This is a genomic window from Dyella sp. 01N448 (assembly GCF_056399225.1).
This window is the reverse complement of the sequence record NZ_JBFTQX010000007.1, coordinates 26,207-47,799: the sequence shown is the minus strand read 5'-3', so window position 1 is coordinate 47,799 and position 21,593 is coordinate 26,207. Positions and strand designations below refer to the sequence as shown.

Below are 21,593 nucleotides of genomic sequence, written 5' to 3'. Positions count from 1 at the left end.
GCCTTTCTCATTGATTCACAAGAAAAATTTCCTTGACAGTCTCAGGGGGCGAGACTATCGTGGGTTCCTGTGTGAAATCGTGGGAATTCGTGGAGTCTATTGGCCGTGTTCCAGGGCGAAACCGCCATCACTGTTGACGACAAAGGCCGGCTGGCCATACCGACCGCGTATCGCGAGTTGGTGGCCGACGCCTGCGCCAATCGTCTGGTGATCACCTACAACCCCTTCGAGTCGGGCTGCCTGTGGCTGTTCCCGTACGCGGAGTGGGAAAAGGTGCGCGACCAGGTCAACGCGCTTCCCAAGGTCAAGTCGGCTCATCGCGACATGCAGATGAAGCTGGTCGGTGCCGCGGCGGTAGTCGAGCCCGATTCGGCTGTACGCATCCTGCTGCCGGCGAGCCAGCGGGCGACTACGGGCATCGAGAAGAAAGCGGTTCTGCTGGGCATGGGCAACAAGTTCGAGCTTTGGAGCGAGCAGGCTCACCTGGCCAAGATCCGCCAGACCATCGGCGAAGACGAGATCACCAACGAGATGGCGGAGCTGCAGCTGTAACCGGCGACGGTGGCAGCGCGGCAGATGGAACGGGACGGGAGCGGGAGTGCGGCGGCATGGCCGAGCAGTTAGTGCACATCCCGGTGATGCTGGGTGAAGCAGTGGAGGGACTCGCCGTGCAGGCTGGCGGGCGTTATCTCGATGGCACCTTTGGACGCGGCGGCCACGCTCGCGCGGTGCTGTCACGCCTGGGTCCCGACGGTCGGCTGATGCTGATGGATCGCGATCCCCAGGCCATCGCCACCGCGCAGGCCGAATTTGCCAGCGATCCGCGCGTGTCGATTCGCCACGCCAATTTTTCCAGCATGGCCGAGTGGGACGAGACCGCCGGCGGCCTCGACGGCATCCTGCTGGACCTTGGCGTGTCTTCGCCGCAGCTCGATGAAGCCGCACGCGGTTTCAGCTTCATGGCCGATGCGCCGCTGGATATGCGCATGGACACGACGCAGGGCGAAAGCGCGGCGGACTTCCTGGCGCACGCGTCTGAGAAAGAACTCGCCGACGTGCTGTGGAACTACGGCGACGAGCGCTTCAGCCGCAAGATCGCCCGCGCCATTGTCGAAGACCGCGTGGAAAACCCGATCACCCGCACTGGCCAATTGGCCTCGCTGATCGAGCGCCTGATCGGCCGCCGCGAGCCGGGCAAGCATCCGGCCACGCGCAGCTTCCAGGCGCTGCGCATCCATGTGAACGGCGAACTGGACGCGCTGGAGCATGGCCTCAACGCGGCGCTCGAGCTGCTCAAGGTCGGTGGTCGCTTGTCCATCATCAGCTTCCACTCGCTGGAAGATCGCGCGGTGAAGCTGTTCATCCGCGACCACTCCGGTCGCGTGCAAGGCAGCCGCCGTGGTCCGCCGGTAGCGGCTGCGCCTGCTCGCCTGGCGGCGGTGGGCAAGGCCCAGTTTCCTTCCGATGCCGAGCTGTCCGTCAATCCGCGCGCCCGGTCGGCGGTGCTGCGCGTGGCGGAGAAGCTCGCATGAAGGTACTCGGCGGCCTCTTCATGTTCATCCTGATCGCGGCGGTGCTTTCCAGCGCCATTGCCGTGGTGTGGACGCGCCATGAGAGCCGCGTGTTGTTCGTCGAGCTGACCCGCCTGCAGAACCAGCGCGACGACCTCAACATCGAATACGGCAAGCTGGAACTGGAGCAGGCCACCTGGGCCGAGCCGCGTCGCGTCGACGACGAGGCCCGCCAGGCGCTGGGCATGCTCAATCCCAAGCCGCAAGACATCCAGCTGGTGCGTCGATGAAGCCGCGCCAGCGCACATCCTCATCCTCTTCGCGCCGCAACGGCGTGGCGCCCAGCGCCCGCCGCCGCATGCTGGTGGTGAGCTGCGTGCTGGCTGCCGCGTCGCTGGGCCTGGTAGCGCGTGCGTTCGACATGCAGGTGGTCCGCAAGGACTTCTATCAGAACCAGGCCGACGCCCGCATCCTGCGCGAAGTACCGATCGCGGTATCGCGCGGCACCATCTTCGATCGCAACGGCGAGCCGCTCGCGGTGTCGACGCCGGTGGTATCCATCTGGGCGAACCCGGCCGAAGTGCTGGACAACGAAGACAAGCTGCCGGCGCTGGCCAAGGCCATCGGCATGGATCCGGATGCGCTCAAGCAGTATCTGGCGCAGCGCTCCGAGCGCGAGTTCGTCTATCTGAAGCGCCAGATGTCGCCGGATGCCGCGCAGGTGGTGCTCGATCTGGCTGTGCCGGGCGTGGATGGTCGGCGCGAGTTCCGCCGCTTCTATCCGTCCGGTCCGGTGACAGCGCACGTGCTGGGTTTCACCAATATCGACGATCACGGCCAGGAAGGCCTCGAGCTGGCGTTCGACGACTGGCTGGCCGGCAAGGAAGGTCGCAAGCGCGTCATTCGCGATCGCCAGGGTCATGTGGTGGAGGATCTGGACCTGGTGCGCGCGCCGCAGCCGGGTCGCGACATCACGCTCAGCATCGACCGTCGCATCCAGTTCCTCGCCTATAACGAATTGAAGAACACCATCGAGCAGTCGGATGCCGACTCCGGTTCCATGGTGATCATCGACGTGCGCAACGGCGAAGTGCTGGCCATGGTGAACTGGCCGACCTACAACCCGAATGCCTTGCGCGGCAGCAACGCATCCAGCCGCCGCAATCGCGCGATGACCGACGTGGTGGAACCGGGCTCCACCATCAAGCCGTTCGTGATGGCCGCTGCGCTCTCCAGCGGCAAGTACACGCCGACCGGTCCGATGATCGACACCGGCAACGGCCACTTCTATTACATCTCGCACGACATCCGCGACACGCACGCCTATGGCTTGTTGTCGCCCACCGGCATCCTGGCCAAGTCCAGCAACATCGGCGCCGCCAAGGTATCGATGACGCTCGACACCATGCTGATGTACGACACCTATCGTGCCTTCGGCTTCGGCAACAGCACCAACAGCGGCTTTCCGGGCGAAGCCTCGGGCTATCTCAAGCCGGGCAAGAGCTGGGGCATGCTGGAGAAGGCGATTCTTGCCTACGGCTACGGCCTCAACGTGACGCCGCTGCAGCTGGCCAACGGCTACGCCACCATCGCCGACAACGGCGTGATGCATCTGCCCACCTTCGTGAAGGGCTCGGACAACGACGCCAAGCAGATCATCGATCAGAAGATCGCCAACGAGCTGGTGCAGATGATGGTGTCGGTGACGCAGCCGGGCGGCACCGCGGCGCCGTATGCGTGGATTCCCAACTACGGCGTGGCCGGCAAGACCGGCACGGCGCACAAGGCGAGCGCCGGCGGCTACTCCAAGAACAACTACAGCGCCGCCTTCGCCGGCATCGTGCCGGCGTCCAATCCGCGCATGGCGGCGGTGGTGGTGATCGATAACCCCAAGAAGGGCAGCTACTACGGCGCGCTGGTCTCCGGCCCCGTCTTCGCCAAAGTCATGGACGGCGCCTTGCGCCTCATGGATGTGCCCCCAGACAACATCGGCCGCTGGTATGTCGGCGGGCCGTTGCAAGGACAGAACGGTTTGACCGGCAACAAACAGCCCACGGTTGAAACAGTGGACGACGCACCGATCGAGGGAGCCACGCCATGAGCGCCCGCCTCGATCAGCTGCTCCAAGGCATCGCCGAGACCCCTGGTGTCGGCGATATCGTCGTTTCAGGACTCACGCTGGATTCGCGCCAGGTGCGTCCGGGCGATGCGTTCTTCGCGCTGCGCGGCACGCGCGAGCATGGCATCTCGTTTGCGCGCGGCGCAGCAGAGCGCGGTGCCCGTGTCGTTTTGGCCGAAGCGCCCCCGGCGCATGTCGAAGGACTGGACGTGCCGGTGCTGTGGGTCGATGGCCTGCACGGCAAGGTCGGCGAGATCGCTTCGCGCTTCTTCGGCCGTCCGTCCGAAGCGCTGCGCGTGATCGGCGTCACCGGCACCAATGGCAAGACCTCCACCGTGCAGCTGCTGGCACAGGCGCTGGAATTTCTGGGTCATCGCGCCGCCACCATCGGCACGCTGGGCGCGGGTCTGCACGGCCGCATCAACGAGGGTGAGCGCACCACGCCGGATGCGATCAACGTCCAGGGCTTGCTTGCTTCGTTCCGTGATGACGGCGCGACGCACGTGGCGATGGAAGTGTCTTCGCATGCGCTGGAGCAGGGCCGCGTGGCCGCGGTGGCGTTCGACGTCGCCGCGTTCACCAATCTCACCCGCGACCATCTCGATTACCACGGCAGCATGGAAGCCTATGGCGAAGCCAAGGCCAAGCTGTTCGCGTGGCCCTCGCTGCAGGCGGCGGCGATCAATATCGACGACGCGTTTGGCCGCACGCTCGCCCAGCGCTTGCCGCAGGGCGTGCAGGCGCTGCGCCTGAGCGCGGAAAATCACGCCGACGCCGACGTGCGCGCGGTGAACATCGTCACCTCGGCGGAAGGCCTGGCTTTCGACGTGCAGACGCCGTGGGGCTCGCATGCCGTGCGCAGCCGGCTGCTCGGCCGCTTCAATGTCGCCAACCTGCTCGCCGTGATCGCCTGCCTGGGCGCGCTCGGCGAATCGTTCGAACGCATGGTCGAAGCAGTGGAATCGCTGGAACCGATCAACGGCCGCATGAACCGCCTGGGCGGCGTTTCGCAGCTGCCGCTGGTGGTGGTTGACTACGCCCACACGCCGGATGCACTGGAGCAGGCGCTCAGCGCATTGCGCGCGCACTGCGAAGGCCAGCTGATCTGCGTGTTCGGCTGCGGCGGCGAGCGCGATGCGGGCAAGCGTCCGCAGATGGGCGCCATCGCCGAGCGCCTGGCCGACCGCATCATCGTGACCGACGACAACCCGCGCGGCGAAGACGGCGACGACATCGTGGCGCAGATCGTGGCGGGGCTGCGCAAGCCCGACCTGGCCACGGTGCAGCGCGACCGCGCGCAGGCGATCCAGTTGGCCTTGGCTTCGGCGCAGGCCGGCGACGTGGTGCTGATCGCCGGCAAGGGTCACGAAACCTATCAGGAAGGCGCGCACGGCAAGCGCCCGTTCGACGACTTGGCCGTTGCACGCCAGGCGCTGGAGGTGCGCGCATGATGCGTCTGAGCGCCATCGCCCTGTGGGCCCGCGGCCACCTTATCGGTGCCGATGTGGACGTCATGCGGGTGACCATCGATACGCGCAAGGTGCAGGCCGGTGATCTGTTCGTCGCCATCAAGGGCGAGCGCGTCGACGGCCATGATTTTCTGGCCGATGCCATGGCTCGCGGCGCTGCCGCTGCGCTGGTGACGCGCAAGGTCGACTCGCCGCTGCCTCAGGTGGTGGTGGACGACACCGCGCTGGCGCTGGGCGATCTGGCCAGTGCGATGCGCGCGCAGAGCAATGTGCGCGTCATCGGCATCACGGGCTCCAATGGCAAGACCACGGTGAAGACGCTGACGGCGTCGATTCTGTCGCGCCATGGCCGCACTCATGTCAACGCCGGCAACTACAACAACGAGCTCGGCCTGCCGCTGACCTTGCTGGCGATGCCGCAGGACACCGAGTTCGCCGTGCTGGAGATGGGCGCCGGCAAGCCGGGCGACATCGCTTATCTGGCTGCCATCGCGCGGCCCGACATCAGCCTCGTCAACACCATTGCGCCGGCGCATCTTGAGCGCATGGGCAGCGTGGAAGGCGTGGCCGAAACCAAGGGCGCGCTGTATCAGGCTTTGCCGGTCGACGGCGTGGCGATCATCAATGCGGACGATGCGTTCGCCAGCTTCTTCGCAGGCCTGGCCGGGTCACGTCGCCAGCTGCGCTTTGGTCTCGCGCACAAGGCGGACATCGGCGCGGACATCGTGGACCAGCGTGTGGATGGCTCGCATTTTGTGCTGAGCACGCCGGTGGGCGACGCAGATGTACACCTGCCGCTGGCAGGTCGTCACAACATTGCCAATGCATTGGCGGCGGCTTCCATCGCGCTCGCTCTCGACGTGCCGCTCGACACCATCGTGGAAGGTCTCGAGCAGGTGCCCGGCGTTGCCGGCCGCCTGCATCTGGAGCGCATGCCGGCAGGCTGGACGCTAATCGACGACAGCTACAACGCCAATCCCGGCTCGGTCGGCGCTGCCATCGATACGCTGGCGCTGGCCGACGGCGAGCGCTGGCTGGTACTGGGCGACATGGCAGAGCTCGGCGACAACGCTGTGGCGCTGCACTCCGGCATCGGCGAGCGCGCACGTCAGCAGGGCATCGATCGCATGTTCGCAGTGGGCCCGCTGAGCGCAGCGGCGATCAAGGCCTTCGGCGAGCGCGGCGAACACTACGCCGACAAGGCGGCGCTGACCGCCGCACTCAAACAACAACTGCACGGCGGCGTCACCTGCCTTATCAAGGGCTCGCGCTCCGCCGGCATGGATCAAGTCGTAGCCGCACTGCGCGGCAGTAAGGGAAATGGGGAGGGCGCATCCGATGCTGCTTGAACTCGCAGACTGGATGGCCAGGCACTTCACTGCCCTGCACCTGTTCCAGTACATCACGTTCCGCACGATCATGGCCGCGCTCACCGCGCTGTCCATGTCGCTGCTGTTTGGCCCCACGCTGATCCAGAAGCTCGCCGATCTCAAGGCCGGGCAGGTGGTGCGCAAGGATGGCCCGCAGACGCATCTGTCCAAGGCCGGCACGCCGACCATGGGCGGCGTGATGATCCTGCTCGCGGTCACGCTTTCCACGCTGTTGTGGACGGATCTGCACAACCGCTACGTATGGCTGGTGCTGGCGGTGCTGCTGTGCTTCGGCGTGATCGGTTTCTACGACGACTACAAGAAGCTGGTGCTGAAGGACAGCCGCGGCCTGGCCTCGCGCTGGAAGTACTTCTGGCAGTCGGTGTTCGGTCTTGCTGCCGCGCTATTCCTTTACTACACGGCGCCTCATGCGACGAGCGGCGCTCCGGTCGCCGAGACCGCGCTATATGTGCCGCTCTTCAAACAGGTCGCGCTGCCGCTGGGCATCCTGTTCGTGGTGGTCGCCTACTTCATGATCGTGGGCTTCTCCAATGCGGTGAACCTCACCGACGGCCTCGACGGCCTCGCCATCATGCCGACCGTGCTGGTGTCGGGTGCGCTGGGCGTGTTCGCCTATCTCGCCGGCAACCGCGTGTTCTCCGAATACCTGGGCATTCCCTCGATTCCCGGTGCGGGCGAGCTGGCGATCTTCTGCGGCGCGCTGTCCGGCGCGGGCTTGGGCTTCCTGTGGTTCAACACCTATCCCGCACAGGTGTTCATGGGCGACGTGGGTGCGCTCGCCATCGGTGCGGCGCTAGCCGCCATCGCCGTCATCGTGCGCCAGGAAATCGTGCTGCTGGTGATGGGCGGCGTGTTCGTGATGGAAACCGCCTCGGTGATGATCCAGGTGGCCAGCTTCAAGATGACCGGCAAGCGCGTATTCCGCATGGCGCCGATCCATCACCATTTCGAACTCAAGGGCTGGCCCGAGCCCCGCGTGATCGTGCGTTTCTGGATCATCAGCGTCGTGCTGGTGCTGATCGGCCTCGCCACGTTGAAGGTGCGCTGAGATGATCTTCGACGCCACCCAAGCCAAACGACGACAGGGACCCCGCGGCAGCTTCGACATGCTGCTGGTGATCGCGCTCGTCGGTCTGGCCTGTGTCGGTGTCGTGATGGTCACGTCCAGTTCCATTGCAGTGGCCGACAGCCAGCACATGGGTGCGTTCTATTTCCTCAAGCGCCACCTGCTGTTCCTGACTCTGGGAGTCGCGCTGGCAGCCTTTGCCATGCGCACCGAACTGAAGCTGCTGGAAAAGCATGCGTGGATGATGTTTGGCGGCGCGGTCCTGCTGCTGGCCCTGGTGTTCGTGCCGGGCATCGGCATGCGGCTCAATGGCGCACACCGCTGGCTCAACTTCCGCATCACCACGTTCCAGCCGGTGGAAGCGGTCAAGCTGATCCTGGTGGTGTACGTCGCCAGCTATCTCGTGCGCCACCGCGAAAGTGTGGAAACCAGCTTCTGGGGGCTGTTCAAGCCGATCATGGTGGCGGGCCTGTTCGTGGTAATGCTGCTGGTGCAGCCGGACTTCGGCTCCGCCACGCTGATGATCGCGGTCACCATCGGCATGATCTGGATGGGCGGTGCCAATCCGGTCTACCTCGGCGGCATGGGCCTGCCGGTGGTGGCGTTGCTGTGGTTCGTGGCCAAGTTCGAGCCGTACCGCATGCGCCGCCTGACCTCGTTCGTCGACCCGTGGGCCGATCCGTTCAACGACGGCTTCCAGCTCACCCAGTCGCTGATGGCGATTGGTCGCGGCGAGTGGACGGGCGTCGGCCTGGGCTCCAGCGTGCTGAAGCTGTCCTATCTGCCCGAAGCGCATACCGACTTCATCTTTGCCGTGATCTCCGAAGAGTTCGGCCTGGCCGGCATCTTGTTCGTGATGATGCTGTTTGGTGTTGCCGTGGGCCGCGGCCTGTACCTGGGCGCCAAGGGTATGGAGATCGGCCAGCGCTTCGCCGGCTACGTGGCCTGCGGCATCTCGATGATGATCGGCCTGCAGGCGATGGTGTCCATCGGCGTGAACCTGGGTGCCTTGCCGACCAAGGGCCTCACCCTGCCACTGATCAGCTACGGCGGTTCGTCCATCGTGCTGACCTGCGCGATGGCGGGTGTGCTGTTGCGCACGACTTATGAAATCAATCGCGCGATCGATGCGCGACAGATGGCTACGCGCATGCCGGCCAACGCCGTGCCCGATGCGAACGCCGCTGCCGCAGCACCTGGGCGCGAGGCGGTGACCGCATGAGCGCAATCAAGCCCGTGCTGATCATGGCCGGCGGTACCGGCGGTCATATCTTCCCCGGCCTGGCCGTGGCCGAAGCGCTGCGTGCGCAAGGCGTGCCGGTGGTATGGCTTGGCGCCGAAGGGGGCATGGAAACCAAAGTGGTGCCGGCGCACGGCATCGAGCTGGTGACCGTGCCGGTGGGCGGCCTGCGCGGCAAAGGTCTCAAGACGCGCCTGATGGCGCCGCTGATGTTGGCGCGCGCGCTGCTCTCGTCGTTGTCTGCCTTGCGCCGGATCAAGCCGCGCAGCGTGCTGTCGATGGGCGGTTACGTGGCCGGACCCGGCGGCGTTGCGGCTCGTCTCACCCGTCGCCCTTTGCTGGTGCACGAACAGAACCGTGTCGCCGGTTTCACCAATCGCAAGCTGGCCGCCCACGCGCAGCGCGTGCTCGCCGGCTTCAGCGACACCTTGCCGAACGCCGAGTGGGTCGGTAACCCGGTGCGCGCTTCCATCGCCAGCCTGCCGTCGCCGCGCGAGCGCATGGCTAGTCGCACGGGTCGACCGCGCCTGCTGGTGCTCGGCGGCAGCCTCGGCGCACGCGCGCTCAACATCGCGCTGCCGCAGGCGCTGGCGCTGATGTCACCGACGCAACGCCCGGAAGTGCTGCACCAGTGCGGCAACCGCGGCATCGATGAAGCACGTGCGGCCTATGCGAAAGCCGGCGTCGAGGCGCATATCGTGCCCTTCATCGAAGACATGGCCGGCACCTATGCATGGGCGGATCTCGCCGTGTGCCGTGCCGGTGCACTGACTTTGGCCGAGCTCACCGCTGCCGGACTCGGCGCGGTGCTCGTGCCGTTCCCTTATGCGGTGGACGACCACCAGACCCGCAATGCGGAGGCGCTGGTCGCCGCGCATGCGGCCGAGTTGATGCAGGAGAAGGACCTGGACGTACAGCAGTTGGCGCAGCGCCTGGAAGCGTTGCTGGATGATCGTGAGCGCATGATCGCGATGGGTGAGGCCGCACGCACGCTGGCCAAGCCCGATGCCGCGGACGTGATCGCCCGTGCCTGCATGGAGGTGGCCGCATGACGCCGCGTCGCCTGCTAGCGCACGAAGATCTGATGACCACCTTCCGCCGCGTGCACTTCATCGGCATCGGCGGCGTGGGCATGAGCGGCATCGCCGAAGTGCTGCACAACCTCGGCTATGCCGTGTCCGGTTCCGACCGCTCCAACTCGCCGACCGCGCAGCGCCTCTCCAGCCTGGGCATCGTGGTGCACGTGGGTCACGCGGCCGAGCACATCGGCGACGCCGACGTGGTCGTCACCTCCAGCGCCATCAAGGCCGACAACCCGGAACTGCAGGCCGCGCGTGCCGCGCGCATTCCGGTGGTGCCGCGCGCCGAGATGCTGGGTGAGCTGATGCGCTTCCGCCGTGGCATCGCCATCGCCGGCACGCACGGCAAGACCACCACCACCAGCCTCGCCGCCAGCGTGCTGGCCGAAGCGAACTACGACCCGACCTTCGTGATCGGCGGCCAGCTCAATGCCGCCGGCGCCAATGCGCGCCTGGGCACCGGCCAGTACATCGTGGCCGAAGCCGATGAATCGGATGGTTCGTTCCTGATGCTCTCGCCGGTGATCGCCGCGATCACCAATATCGACGCCGATCATCTGGAGAACTACAACAACGACTTCGCGCAGGTGAAGAAGGCGTTCGATGATTTCCTGCACCGCCTGCCGTTCTACGGCCTGGCTGTGTTGTGCGTCGACGATCCGGAAGTCGCCGCGCTGGCCAGGTCGACCACGCGCCGCGTGATGACCTACGGCATCGACACCCAGGATGCCGACGTGCGGGCGAGCAACCTCGCGCAGCACGGCTTCGAAATGCATTTCGACCTGTGGCTGCCGGGCCGCAACGAGGCGCTGCACGTCAAGTTGAACCTGCCGGGCCGCCACAACGTACTCAATGCGCTGGCCGCCGCCACCATCGGCTGGCAGCTGGGCGTGGAAGCCGAAGCGATCGCGCGTGCACTGGAAGCGTTCCAGGGCGTGGGTCGCCGCTTCCATCGCCGCGGTGAGATCGCGCTGGATCAAGGCAACGTGCTGCTAGTGGACGACTATGGCCACCATCCGCGCGAACTGGCAGCGGTGTTCGCCGCTGCACGCGGCGGCTGGCCGGATCGTCGCCTGGTGGTCGGCTTCCAGCCGCACCGCTACAGCCGCACGCGCGATCTGCTCGATGACTTCGCCAACGTGCTCGCTGAAGCCGACGTGCTCGTGCTGACGGAAATCTACGCGGCCGGCGAAGCGCCGATCGCGGGCGCCGATGGCCGTGCCCTGGCTCGTGCCGTGCGCGCACGCGGCAAGGTCGACCCGGTGCTGATCGATCATCCGCGCGATTTCAAGGAAACGCTGCCTGCGCTGCTGCGCGACGGCGATCTGTTGCTGCTGCTCGGCGCCGGCGATATCGGCGCGGCGGCTGTTGAGCTGGCCAACGCCGGCCATTTGAGGACCCACAAGTGAGCAAGACGATTACCGACCCCGCACAGTTTGGCCGCGTCGCCGTTGTCATGGGTGGCAGCTCGGCCGAGCGCGAGGTCTCGCTGGATTCCGGTCGCAACGTGCTCGCGGCGCTGCAGGCGCGCGGCGTCGATGCGCATGCCATCGACGGCATTCCGGCCCTGCTCGATGCCGTACGTGCCGGTCACTTCGCCCGCGTGTTCAATATTCTCCACGGCGGTGGCGGCGAGAACGGCGAGCTGCAGGGCGCGCTGCAGTCGCTGCGTGTGCCATTCACTGGTTCGGGCGTGCTGGGTTCCGCGCTGTCGCTGGACAAGATCCGCGCCAAGCTGGTGTGGCAGGCGATCGGTCTGCCCACGCCGAAGTTCAAGGCGCTGCCGCGCGGTGCCGATGTGCATGCCGCTGCGCGCGAGATTGGTTTCCCGTTGATCGTGAAGCCCGCCTGGGAAGGTTCCAGCGTCGGCGTGACGCGCGTGTTCGACGAAAGCGGCCTCGATGCCGCCGTCGAGCTGGCGCAGAAGTATCCCGGCGACATGTTGATGGAAACGCTGATCGAAGGTGGCGAGTACACCGTCGGCGTCCTCGATCGCCAGGTGCTGGCCACCATCAACATCGTGCCCAAGGGCGAGTACTACGACTACAACGCCAAGTACATCGCGGAAGACACCCAGTACATCTGCCCGGGTCTGCGCGGCGACGACGAGCGCGAGATGCAGGAGCTGGCGCTGCGCGCGTTCGATGCGCTGGCCTGCTCGGGCTGGGGCCGCGTCGACGTGATGCGCGACAAGCAGGGTCGCAACTGGCTGCTGGAAGTGAACACCGCGCCGGGCATGACCTCGCATTCGCTGGTGCCCAAGGCGGCCGCGGTCGCCGGCATCGACTACCAGACGCTGTGCTGGCGCGTGCTGGAAACGAGCTTCCGGGAGGGCGTGTGAGGGGAACCGTCCGCCTCGTTGCCTGGGTTTTGGCCATCGCGCTCGTGGCGCTGCCGATCGTCGGCGTGCTGCGCGGATGGTTTGCGGCCAATCGTTGGCCGGTGACCCAGTTGATGGTGCAAGCCGAGTTCAAGCATGTCACCGAGGACTCGCTCCGTTCGGTGGTCATGCCGCGCCTCGGCAAAGGGTTCTTCGCGCTCGATCTCGATGGCGTGCAGAAAGCCGTGGCCGCGCTGCCGTGGGTGGAGTCGGTGGAGGCGCGCAAGCGCTGGCCCGACACGTTGATCCTGCGCATCTACGAGCGCCAGCCGTTTGCGCGCTGGAACGAGAAGCAGCTGATCAGCCGCCAGGGCCTGGTGTTCGACGTGCCGGACGTGTCGGCCAACAGCGATCTGCCGGACCTGCGCGGCCCGGATGCGCGGCTGGCCGAAGTGGTGAGCTTTTACGCGGAAACGCAGAAAGCCTTCGCCAATACCAAATTGAAAATCACCGGCGTCTCGCTCACCGAGCGTGGCAGCTGGAGTCTTACCACGAGCAGCGGTGCACAGATCGTCATCGGCGATCGCGAGCAGGCGGGCCGTCGCCTGCGCCGTTTCCTCGATGTCTACCCACAACTGATGGCGGGCCACTCCGAGGGCTTCGCCTATGCCGATCTTCGATACACCAATGGATTTGCCGTTCGATGGCCGCCCCAGGCGAACACCGTGAACGCTGGAGGCTCACCCCGCACATGAAGACCAAGAACGACAAGCAGCTAGTCGTCGGCCTCGACATCGGCACCTCGAAAGTGGTGGCGATCGTGGGCGAGTACGAGCCTGGCGAACCGATCGAAGTGATCGGCATCGGCACGCACGTGTCGCGCGGCATGAAGCGCGGCTCGGTGGTGGATATCGAATCGACCGTGCACTCCATCCAGCGCGCGGTGGAAGAGGCCGAGCTGATGGCGGGCTGCGATATCCGCTCGGTCTACGCCTCGATCTCCGGCAGCCACCTGGAAACCAAGAACTCCCACGGCACCGCGCCGATCCGCGATCGCGAAGTGACCCCGGGCGACCTGGAGCAAGTGCTCGAAGCCGCCAGCGCCGTGGCGATCCCGGCGGACCGCAAGGTCCTCTATAAGGAGTCGCAGGAATATCGCATCGACGGCCAGGATGGCATCCGCTCGCCGGTCGGCATGAGCGGCGTGCGCCTGGAAGCGAGCGTGCACTTGGTCACCGGCGCCGCCGCGGCGGTGCAGAACATCAGCAAGTGCATCCAGCGCTGCGGTCTCACCGTCGACGAGCTGGTGCCTTCGGCGGTCGCCAGCGCCAAGTCGGTGTTGACGGATGACGAGCGCGAGCTGGGTGTGTGCCTGGTCGATATCGGCGCCGGCACCACCGACATCGCCATCTATACGCAGGGCGCGATCCGCTACACCAAGTCGCTGCCGGTGGGCGGCGACCAGGTGACCAACGACATCGCCTATGGCGTGCATACGCCGACTGCGCATGCCGAAGAGATCAAGATCAAATACGCCTGCGCGCTGGCGCAGCTGGCGCATGCCGAGGAAACCATTCAGGTGCCGAGCGTGGGCGATCGCCCGCCGCGCCGTCTCGCGCGTCAGTCGCTGGCCCAGTCGGTGCAGGCGCGCTACGAGGAAATCTTCGAGATGGTGCAGGACGAGCTGCGCCGCTCCGGCTACGAAAGCCTGGTGGCGGCCGGCGTGGTGCTCACCGGCGGCGCGTCGCGCATGGAAGGTGCGCTCGAGCTGGCCGAAGAGATCTTCCACAAGATGGTGCGCATCGGCGTGCCGCAGCACGTGAGCGGCCTGGGCGAGGTCGTCGCCAATCCGCTGCATTCCACCGGCGTGGGCCTGCTGTTGCATGGCTCGCGCTCGGGCGGCATGCGCGTCAGCGGACCTAGCGGCGGCAGCGTGGGTGGCCTGGTGGACAAGTTGCGCGGCTGGATTACCAAGAATTTTTGATTTGGGCAGGGCATGAGGCCTGGCCTAGGACGAATGGATGTTCGTCCGCCACCGCGGGGCGACAGGAATGTCAGCACCCGCGGTTACAACGACAACGATGCTCTACGGAGGACGGGAAATGTTTGAACTCATCGAAAAACTCGCACCCAATGCAGTAATCAAGGTCATCGGCGTGGGCGGCGGCGGCGGAAATGCCGTGGCACACATGCTTAATGCAAACATCGAAGGCGTCGAGTTCGTCGTCGCCAATACCGATTCGCAGGCCATGAAGAGCTGCGGCTCGCGTACGCACCTGCAGCTGGGCGCCAATGTCACCAAGGGACTGGGTGCCGGCGCCAATCCGGAAGTGGGCCGCCAGGCCGCACTGGAAGACCGCGAGCGCATCGAGGAAATGCTCGAAGGCGCGGACATGGTGTTCATTACCGCCGGCATGGGCGGTGGTACCGGCACGGGCGCCGCCCCGGTCGTGGCCCAGCTCGCCAAGGAAAAGGGCATCCTCACCGTCGCGGTGGTTACCAAGCCGTTCCCGTTCGAAGGTCGCCGCCGCATGCAGGTCGCCGCCAAGGGCATCGAGGACCTGTCGCAGCACGTCGACTCGCTGATCACCGTGCCGAACGAGAAGCTGCTGTCGGTGCTCGGTCGCGAAGTGACGCTGCTTAATGCGTTCAAGGCCGCCAACGACGTGCTGCTGGGCGCCGTGCAGGGCATCGCCGACCTGATCACCGCCCCGGGCCTGATCAACGTCGACTTTGCCGACGTGCGCACGGTGATGTCCGAGATGGGCATGGCGATGATGGGTTCGGGCACCGCCCGTGGCGACGACCGCGCCCAGGCTGCCGCCGAGGCCGCCATCAACAACCCGCTGCTGGAAGACGTCAATCTCAACGGCGCCTGCGGCATCCTGGTCAACGTCACGGCCGGTCCCAACCTGACCATGCGCGAATTTGACGAGATCGGTCGCATCATCCATGACTTCGCCAGCGAAGACGCCACCGTGGTGATGGGCACCTCGCTCGATGCGGAAATGCAGGACGACGTGCGCGTCACGGTCGTGGCCACCGGCCTCAACCGCGCCACCGCCGCCCGTCAGCCGCAGCGCCCGGTGATTGCCCAGCAGGTGGAGATGCGCCAGCGTCCGCGTCCTGTCGTGCTGCGTACCGGCACCGGCAACGAAGTGGTCGACTACGCCCAGCCGGAGGTCACCACCACCAGCCGCGTCGAGACCGGTGGCCCGGCCAAGAGCGCCGACCCCAGCTTCGATTACCTGGACATTCCGGCGTTCCTGCGTCGTCAGGCGGACTGAACAAGCTGACTGGGCAAATAATTTGAAGAAAAATTGAACAAATCGCCGGTTTCACTTGTCAGTAACGAATCGCGCATGGGATCCGCCTCGGCGGAACCCTTGCCCGAGTCCGCTTTTCCGCCCTTCGGGGCGGGAGGTGGCTTGACTGACGGCGTTCCGGTGCTCGTTCTTGAGTAGTAGGGCCATGCCTCACGGATGAGCATGACCGGCCAGGATGGATTCCTGGCCTGGTCCGACGCCCCGAAACCGGATCCCGTCCCGGTTCGGGGCGTTGCGCTTCAGTTAAGTCATTGAAAGTACTTGGATAAGTGCTGCGCACCCCACGAACGGAAATCGTTCGTGAATGAAAGGAGCATGAAAGGGTGAACAGTGTGTGTGGCGCGGATCGCCTTTTCACAGGTTAAGACTGTGTTAGCATCCGTTCCCTAAATTGGCTGCTGCCCCTTACAGGTACCAAAAAAATGATCAAGCAGCGTACGCTCAAGAACATCATTCGCGCCACCGGCGTCGGTCTGCATACCGGCGACAAGGTGTATATGACGCTTCGCCCCGCTGCCCCCAATACGGGCATCGTGTTCCGCCGTACCGATCTCAATCCGCCGGTCGAAATTTACGCACGCCCCGACAACGTCGGCGACACGCGTCTTTCGACCACGCTCGTCAATGGCGAAGTCCGTGTTTCGACGGTGGAGCATCTGCTCTCGGCGATGGCCGGCCTCGGTATCGACAACGCCTATGTCGACCTGTCCGCTCCGGAAGTGCCGATCATGGACGGCAGCGCCGGTCCCTTCGTGTTCCTGCTGCAGTCGGCCGGCATCGAAGAACAGAACGTCGCCAAGCGCTTTATCCGCATCAAGAAGCCGATCAAGGTGCAGGACGGCGACAAGTGGGCGAGCTTTGAGCCGTTCGAAGGCTTCAAGGTCGGTTTCTCGATCGAGTTCAACCACCCGATCATCAGCAAGCGCACCTCGCGCGCCGAAATCGATTTCTCCACCACCTCTTTCGTGAAGGAAGTGAGCCGCGCTCGCACCTTCGGTTTCATGCGTGACATCGAAATGCTGCGCGAACACAACCTCGCGCTCGGCGGCTCGATGGACAACGCCGTGGTGCTCGACGACTACCGCGTGCTCAACGAAGACGGCCTCCGTTACGAGGACGAGTTCGTCAAGCACAAGATCCTCGACGCGATCGGCGATCTCTACCTGCTCGGCCACAGCCTGGTCGGCGCCTACTACGCCCACAAGTCGGGCCACGAGCTCAACAACAAGCTCCTGCGCACCCTGATGGCCGACGCCACGGCCTGGGAAGAGGTCAGCTTCGCGGACGATCCGGCCACCTCGCCGATCTCCTACGCCCACCCGGCACAGGCGATCTGATCGCCTCGCGATCGGCTAAGTCCTCGACAAACCTGAACAAACTGAACGGCCGCGTCCCAGGGACGCGGCCGTTCGTTTTGTGATATACCTCGCGCCTTCTATTGGCAGCTGTTCACGTACTGATGACATCAGGGTCTATCGGGTCCGTGGGGGCGTGGTATAAACCCATGAGCACCGACCCCAGGGCCGGTGCCTGGGAAGTGCGTCAATGGAGTAGCAAGCCGGAACCCGGCGTCAGGGGGTTTCGTCGGATCGGGAATCAGAAACTTCGGCGATGGACGCCAACTCGAGGAACAGTTCCCGCAATTCGGGGTCTGTGGTTGAGGCTGCGGCGGCTCTCAAGTGAGAGGCCGCAGCTGGCGAAAGCGGTTTTGACCGATCCGGCACGATTTCTGTCGGTGGTTGGGGGGCCACTTTCACGGTGACTGAACTGGCGTACGTGCCTACGGCACGTGCGGTCGAGAGGATTTGCGCCTGGAGCAGGCGCAGCCTGGCGGCCAGAGCCGGCGAGGGAGCCAGAAAAACGAGGCGTCCGTCTTTCAGGTTGGCGAAGCGAACCTGTTCGCGGAGTGGTGACGGTAACGTCTGGCGCAGTGCACGATCCAAGGCATCAAGCTCACGGGCTTTGCGGGCCAGTGAGGCAATCGGGCCGTAATCGGTAATGGCTTTGAGGCCGGAACCGGAGCGGCGATAAGGCTTTGAGTCATCGCGCTGCATGGATGCCGACATCTTCTGACGTAGAACAATATGCAAATCATACTTGTGTCCCGCACCAAAAAGGTGCCGAAAACCTGGAACCTCGCCGATCGACGCCTTCGCTGGCGCCTGTTTGCGGTGGCCGCCGCTGGCGTACTCGCCTGTGCGGGTCTGGGTGGCGCCGTGGCCATGGCGGTGGCCAGTCCGCATGACCGGGCGCTGGCGGAAATTCGCCGCCTTCGGCAACAGGTGCAACAGCAGAACGCGCAGCTGGGCGGAGTACGCAAGGACGCTCAGCGCGATATCGACGCGCTGGCGGTCAAGCTGGGCCAGTTGCAGGCGCAGTCCACCCGTTTGAACGCTCTGGGCGAGCGCCTGACCCAGGTCGGCAAGCTGGACGATGGCGAATTCAATTTCGACGAGCAGCCGGCGGTCGGCGGTGTGGAAGACAGCGCGGACAGCGGTTACTCATTGCCGCAGAACCTGGACATCAGCATCAACCAGCTGGCCAGTCAGTTCGACAGCCAGCAGGCGCAGCTTTCGGCCCTGCAGAGTCTGCTGCTGGACGCAAAGATCGAGTCCAATCTCAAGCCCACCGGGATGCCGGTCGAAGGCTATATCTCCTCTTATTTCGGTGGTCGCCCGGACCCGTTCAGCGGTCATAGCGCCTACCACACGGGTCTGGACATCTCGGCGCCCAAGGGCACGCCGGTCCACGCGGTGGCCGAGGGCATGGTCACCTACGCCGGCGAGCGCACGGGTTACGGTGAGGTCATCGAGATCGACCACGGCAATGGCTACATGACCCGCTACGCCCACAACAGCAGGCTGGAGGTCAGCCCGGGCCAGCGCGTCCACGTTGGCGACGTGGTCTCCGAGGCCGGTTCCACCGGTCGTTCCACCGGTTCCCATGTGCATTTCGAGGTCTGGTACAAGGGCCGCGTGGTCAATCCGCTGGCCTTTGTGAAGAACCATCGCTGAGCGCGCCCATAAGGGTGGCTGAGGCCGCCCTTGAAAGCTTTCTGGCGTGCCGCCACTCCATGAGCGGGACGATGATCGGGGGAGTCTGCGGCGTACCCGCAAGGGAATGCTGTGTCTCGGTGCCGGCCGAAGCCTGTAGTGACGCGCCGTTTGGGATAGCCCGCCGACCCTAGTATCATCAATCCTTTCGTCCTGCCTGGATTTGCCCGGCAGGCCGTTCATGAATCTTAGATCCGGAAGATCGATGCTCAATCGTGCCCTGACGAGCCTTTTTGGCAGCCGCAACGAACGTGTGCTGCGCCAGCTCTCCAAAAATGTTGCGCGCATCAATGCGTTGGAACCCGAGTTCGAGAAGCTGAGCGACGAGGCGCTGCGCGCCAAGACGGACGAGTTCAAGCAGCGCGTCGCCGGCGGCGAGGCGCTGGACAAGCTGCTGCCGGAAGCCTTTGCCGTTGTGCGTGAGGGCGCCAAGCGCGTGCTCGGCATGCGCCATTACGACGTGCAGCTGATCGGCGGCATGGTGCTGCATTCGGGTCGGATCGCCGAAATGCGCACGGGCGAGGGCAAGACCCTGGTTGGTACGCTGCCGGTCTACCTCAATGCCCTCGAAGGCAAGGGCGTGCACGTCGTCACCGTGAACGACTACCTGGCTCGCCGCGACTCGGCGCAGATGGGCAAGCTGTATGGCTTCCTCGGCCTGAGCACCGGCGTGGTGTGGCCGGGCATGGACCACTCCGACAAGCACGTGGCCTACTCGGCCGACATCACCTACGGCACCAACAACGAATTCGGTTTCGACTACCTGCGCGACAACATGGCGCTCAGCAAGGACCAGCGCTACCAGCGCGGCCTGCACTACGCCATCGTCGACGAAGTGGACTCCATCCTGATCGATGAAGCGCGCACGCCGCTGATCATTTCCGGCCCGGCCGAAGATTCCCCGCAGCTGTACCTGGCGGTGAACAAGATCGTGCCGAAGATGATCCGCCAGGAGAAGGAAGACACCGCCGGCGATTATTTCGTCGACGAAAAGCAGAAGCAGGTGCATCTGTCCGAAGAGGGCATGTCGCACGCTGACGAACTGCTGCGCCAGGCCGGCGTGATCGACGCGGACAGCGGTCTGTACGATTCGAAGAACCTGGCCGTCGTGCATCACTTGAATGCCGCGTTGCGCGCCAATGCGATCTATCACCGCGACGTTGACTACATCGTGCGCGATGGCGAAGTGATCATCGTCGATGAGTTCACTGGCCGTACGCTGGCGGGCCGTCGCTGGTCCGATGGCCTGCATCAGGCGGTGGAAGCGAAGGAAGGCGTACCGATCCAGCGCGAGAACCAGACGCTCGCCACGATCACCTTCCAGAACCTGTTCCGCATGTACAAGAAGCTGGCCGGCATGACCGGTACGGCCGATACGGAAGCCTACGAATTCCAGCAGATCTACGGCCTGGAAGTGGTGGTGATCCCCACCCACAAGCCGATGATCCGCCAGGACAACGCCGACATGGTTTTCCTTGGCCAGCAGGCCAAGTACCGCGCGGTGATCGAGGACATCAAGGACTGCCACAAGCGCGGGCAGCCTGTGCTGGTGGGTACGACTTCGATCGAAGTGTCCGAGTTGCTGTCGGACCTGCTGCGCAAGGAAAAGATCGCGCACGAGGTGCTCAACGCCAAGCAGCATGAGCGCGAAGCGCACATCGTGGCGCAGGCCGGTGCGCCCGGTTCCGTCACCATCGCCACCAACATGGCCGGTCGCGGTACCGACATCGTGCTGGGCGGCAGCCTGGAAGCGGCGCTTGCGCTGCTGCCGGAAGACGCCAGCGACGCCGACCGCACCAAGGCCAAGGCCGAGTGGAAGAAGCTGCACGAGAAGGTGCTGGCTGCCGGCGGCCTGCACATCGTGGGTACCGAGCGTCACGAATCGCGTCGTATCGACAACCAGTTGCGCGGTCGTTCGGGCCGTCAGGGCGATCCGGGTTCTTCGCGCTTCTACCTGTCGCTGGAAGACAACCTGCTGCGCATCTTCGCGGGCGACTGGGTCGGTCGCTGGATGCGCATGTTCGGCATGAAGGAAGAAGACGCGCTGGAAGACCGCATGGTCAGCCGCCAGATCGAAAAGGCGCAGCGCAAGGTCGAGCAGCACAACTTCGACATCCGCAAGCACCTGCTGGAGTTCGACGACGTCGCCAACGACCAGCGCAAGGTGATCTACGCCCAGCGCGACGAACTGCTGGTGGTGGACGATGTGTCCGACACGATCGCCGACATCCGCGACGATGTGGTGACCGAACTGGTGCGTCGCCACGTGCCGGCCGACAGCATCGACGAGCAGTGGGATATCGCAGGTCTGGATCGCGAGCTGGAAAGCGAGTTCGGCCTGTCGATCGATCTGAAGGCCTGGATCGATCAGCAGCATGAGATCGACGACAAGATGATCCTGGAGCACGTGCGCCAGGCGGTGGAGCAGCTGTTCAAGGCCAAGGAACAGCAGACCGGCGTGGAGACCATGCGCCAGCTTGAAAAGCACATCATGCTGAGCGTCGTGGACAACGCCTGGAAGGAACACCTGGCGAGCATGGATTACCTGCGTCAGGGCATCTATCTGCGCGGTTACGCGCAGAAGCAGCCCAAGCAGGAGTTCAAGCGCGAATCGTTCGAGCTGTTCTCCAGCATGCTCGACCGCATCAAGGCCGAAGTGGTGCAGATGCTGGCGCGCGTGCGCGTGCGCAGCGAGGAAGAAGTCGCCGCGATGGAAGCCGAGCAGCAGCGCCTGGCCGACCGCCTGCAGCGCCAGATGCTGGCGAGCGGTGGTGGTGCGCCGGTGGGTGCGCTGGGCATGGATGCCGAGGCGGTGGCCGCCGGCAGCATGGCCGCGCCGGCCCGTACGTCCGATCAGGACGGGCCGCGCGTCGGCCGCAATGATCCTTGCCCCTGCGGCTCTGGCAAGAAGTACAAGCATTGCCACGGTCAGCTCAGCTAATAAACAAAAACCCCGCGAAAGCGGGGTTTTTTTTGCTCAGGATTGTCTTGCTTGTCTGTGGGAGCGCACCCTGTGCGC

Annotated in this window: 18 protein-coding genes; 17 read left to right on the top strand and 1 reads right to left on the bottom strand. The window is 64.9% G+C overall.

Annotation, left to right across the window (positions count from 1 at the left end):
• The first annotated feature begins 105 nt into the window (after window positions 1-105).
• The 15 genes from mraZ to lpxC all read left to right on the top strand — a co-directional run bounded on the left by mraZ (window position 106) and on the right by lpxC (window position 16,858).
• Window positions 106-552, top strand: coding sequence for a division/cell wall cluster transcriptional repressor MraZ (mraZ, locus tag AC1DKY_RS14160; protein ID WP_441604414.1), 447 nt, complete (start codon window positions 106-108; stop codon window positions 550-552).
• A 56-nt stretch (window positions 553-608) separates the two neighbouring features.
• Complete coding sequence (rsmH, locus tag AC1DKY_RS14155) at window positions 609-1,532, top strand: 16S rRNA (cytosine(1402)-N(4))-methyltransferase RsmH (protein ID WP_441604413.1); 924 nt, start codon at window positions 609-611, stop codon at window positions 1,530-1,532.
• Window positions 1,529-1,801 (top strand): cell division protein FtsL, encoded by a 273-nt coding sequence (gene ftsL / locus AC1DKY_RS14150; RefSeq protein WP_441604412.1) that lies wholly within the window; start codon window positions 1,529-1,531, stop codon window positions 1,799-1,801. The genes rsmH and ftsL overlap by 4 nt, the downstream gene beginning before the upstream one ends.
• Window positions 1,798-3,612 (top strand): peptidoglycan D,D-transpeptidase FtsI family protein, encoded by a 1,815-nt coding sequence (locus AC1DKY_RS14145; RefSeq protein ID WP_441604411.1) that lies wholly within the window; start codon window positions 1,798-1,800, stop codon window positions 3,610-3,612. Before ftsL ends, AC1DKY_RS14145 begins: the two co-directional genes overlap by 4 nt.
• Entirely contained in the window at window positions 3,609-5,081 is a 1,473-nt protein-coding gene (locus tag AC1DKY_RS14140) for a UDP-N-acetylmuramoyl-L-alanyl-D-glutamate--2,6-diaminopimelate ligase (RefSeq protein WP_441604410.1), read from the top strand. Before AC1DKY_RS14145 ends, AC1DKY_RS14140 begins: the two co-directional genes overlap by 4 nt.
• Window positions 5,078-6,448: a UDP-N-acetylmuramoyl-tripeptide--D-alanyl-D-alanine ligase gene (locus tag AC1DKY_RS14135; protein ID WP_441604409.1), complete on the top strand. Its 1,371-nt coding sequence runs from the start codon at window positions 5,078-5,080 to the stop codon at window positions 6,446-6,448. Before AC1DKY_RS14140 ends, AC1DKY_RS14135 begins: the two co-directional genes overlap by 4 nt.
• Window positions 6,438-7,538, top strand: coding sequence for a phospho-N-acetylmuramoyl-pentapeptide-transferase (gene mraY, locus AC1DKY_RS14130; RefSeq protein ID WP_441604408.1), 1,101 nt, complete (start codon window positions 6,438-6,440; stop codon window positions 7,536-7,538). Before AC1DKY_RS14135 ends, mraY begins: the two co-directional genes overlap by 11 nt.
• Window position 7,539: 1 nt before the next feature.
• Window positions 7,540-8,778, top strand: coding sequence for a putative lipid II flippase FtsW (gene ftsW, locus AC1DKY_RS14125; RefSeq protein WP_441604407.1), 1,239 nt, complete (start codon window positions 7,540-7,542; stop codon window positions 8,776-8,778).
• The gene (gene murG, locus AC1DKY_RS14120; RefSeq protein WP_441604406.1) at window positions 8,775-9,848 is read left to right on the top strand and encodes an undecaprenyldiphospho-muramoylpentapeptide beta-N-acetylglucosaminyltransferase; all 1,074 of its coding nucleotides are present in this window, start codon (window positions 8,775-8,777) and stop codon (window positions 9,846-9,848) included. The genes ftsW and murG overlap by 4 nt, the downstream gene beginning before the upstream one ends.
• Window positions 9,845-11,284 (top strand): UDP-N-acetylmuramate--L-alanine ligase, encoded by a 1,440-nt coding sequence (gene murC, locus AC1DKY_RS14115; RefSeq protein ID WP_441604405.1) that lies wholly within the window; start codon window positions 9,845-9,847, stop codon window positions 11,282-11,284. The genes murG and murC overlap by 4 nt, the downstream gene beginning before the upstream one ends.
• Complete coding sequence (locus AC1DKY_RS14110) at window positions 11,281-12,216, top strand: D-alanine--D-alanine ligase (protein ID WP_441604404.1); 936 nt, start codon at window positions 11,281-11,283, stop codon at window positions 12,214-12,216. The genes murC and AC1DKY_RS14110 overlap by 4 nt, the downstream gene beginning before the upstream one ends.
• Window positions 12,213-12,950, top strand: coding sequence for a cell division protein FtsQ/DivIB (locus AC1DKY_RS14105; RefSeq protein ID WP_441604403.1), 738 nt, complete (start codon window positions 12,213-12,215; stop codon window positions 12,948-12,950). The genes AC1DKY_RS14110 and AC1DKY_RS14105 overlap by 4 nt, the downstream gene beginning before the upstream one ends.
• Window positions 12,947-14,179, top strand: coding sequence for a cell division protein FtsA (gene ftsA / locus AC1DKY_RS14100; RefSeq protein ID WP_121882535.1), 1,233 nt, complete (start codon window positions 12,947-12,949; stop codon window positions 14,177-14,179). The genes AC1DKY_RS14105 and ftsA overlap by 4 nt, the downstream gene beginning before the upstream one ends.
• A 118-nt stretch (window positions 14,180-14,297) precedes the next feature.
• A complete protein-coding gene (gene ftsZ, locus AC1DKY_RS14095; RefSeq protein ID WP_441604402.1) occupies window positions 14,298-15,482 on the top strand; it encodes a cell division protein FtsZ in 1,185 nt (394 codons plus the stop codon).
• 461 nt (window positions 15,483-15,943) lie between these two features.
• Window positions 15,944-16,858, top strand: coding sequence for a UDP-3-O-acyl-N-acetylglucosamine deacetylase (lpxC, locus tag AC1DKY_RS14090; protein WP_046972236.1), 915 nt, complete (start codon window positions 15,944-15,946; stop codon window positions 16,856-16,858).
• Window positions 16,859-17,092: 234 nt separating this feature from the next.
• Here lpxC and AC1DKY_RS14085 read toward each other — a convergent pair whose 3' ends face one another.
• Window positions 17,093-17,575, bottom strand: coding sequence for a DciA family protein (locus tag AC1DKY_RS14085; protein WP_441604401.1), 483 nt, complete (start codon window positions 17,573-17,575; stop codon window positions 17,093-17,095).
• Between the two features lie 30 nt (window positions 17,576-17,605).
• Here AC1DKY_RS14085 and AC1DKY_RS14080 point away from each other — a divergent pair, with 30 nt between their 5' ends.
• Both AC1DKY_RS14080 and secA read left to right on the top strand, forming a co-directional pair.
• A complete protein-coding gene (locus AC1DKY_RS14080) occupies window positions 17,606-18,535 on the top strand; it encodes a M23 family metallopeptidase (protein WP_441604400.1) in 930 nt (309 codons plus the stop codon).
• A gap of 244 nt (window positions 18,536-18,779) precedes the next feature.
• On the top strand, window positions 18,780-21,515 hold the full coding sequence (secA, locus tag AC1DKY_RS14075) for a preprotein translocase subunit SecA (protein ID WP_441604399.1): 2,736 nt from the start codon (window positions 18,780-18,782) through the stop codon (window positions 21,513-21,515).
• Window positions 21,516-21,593: the final 78 nt, after the last annotated feature.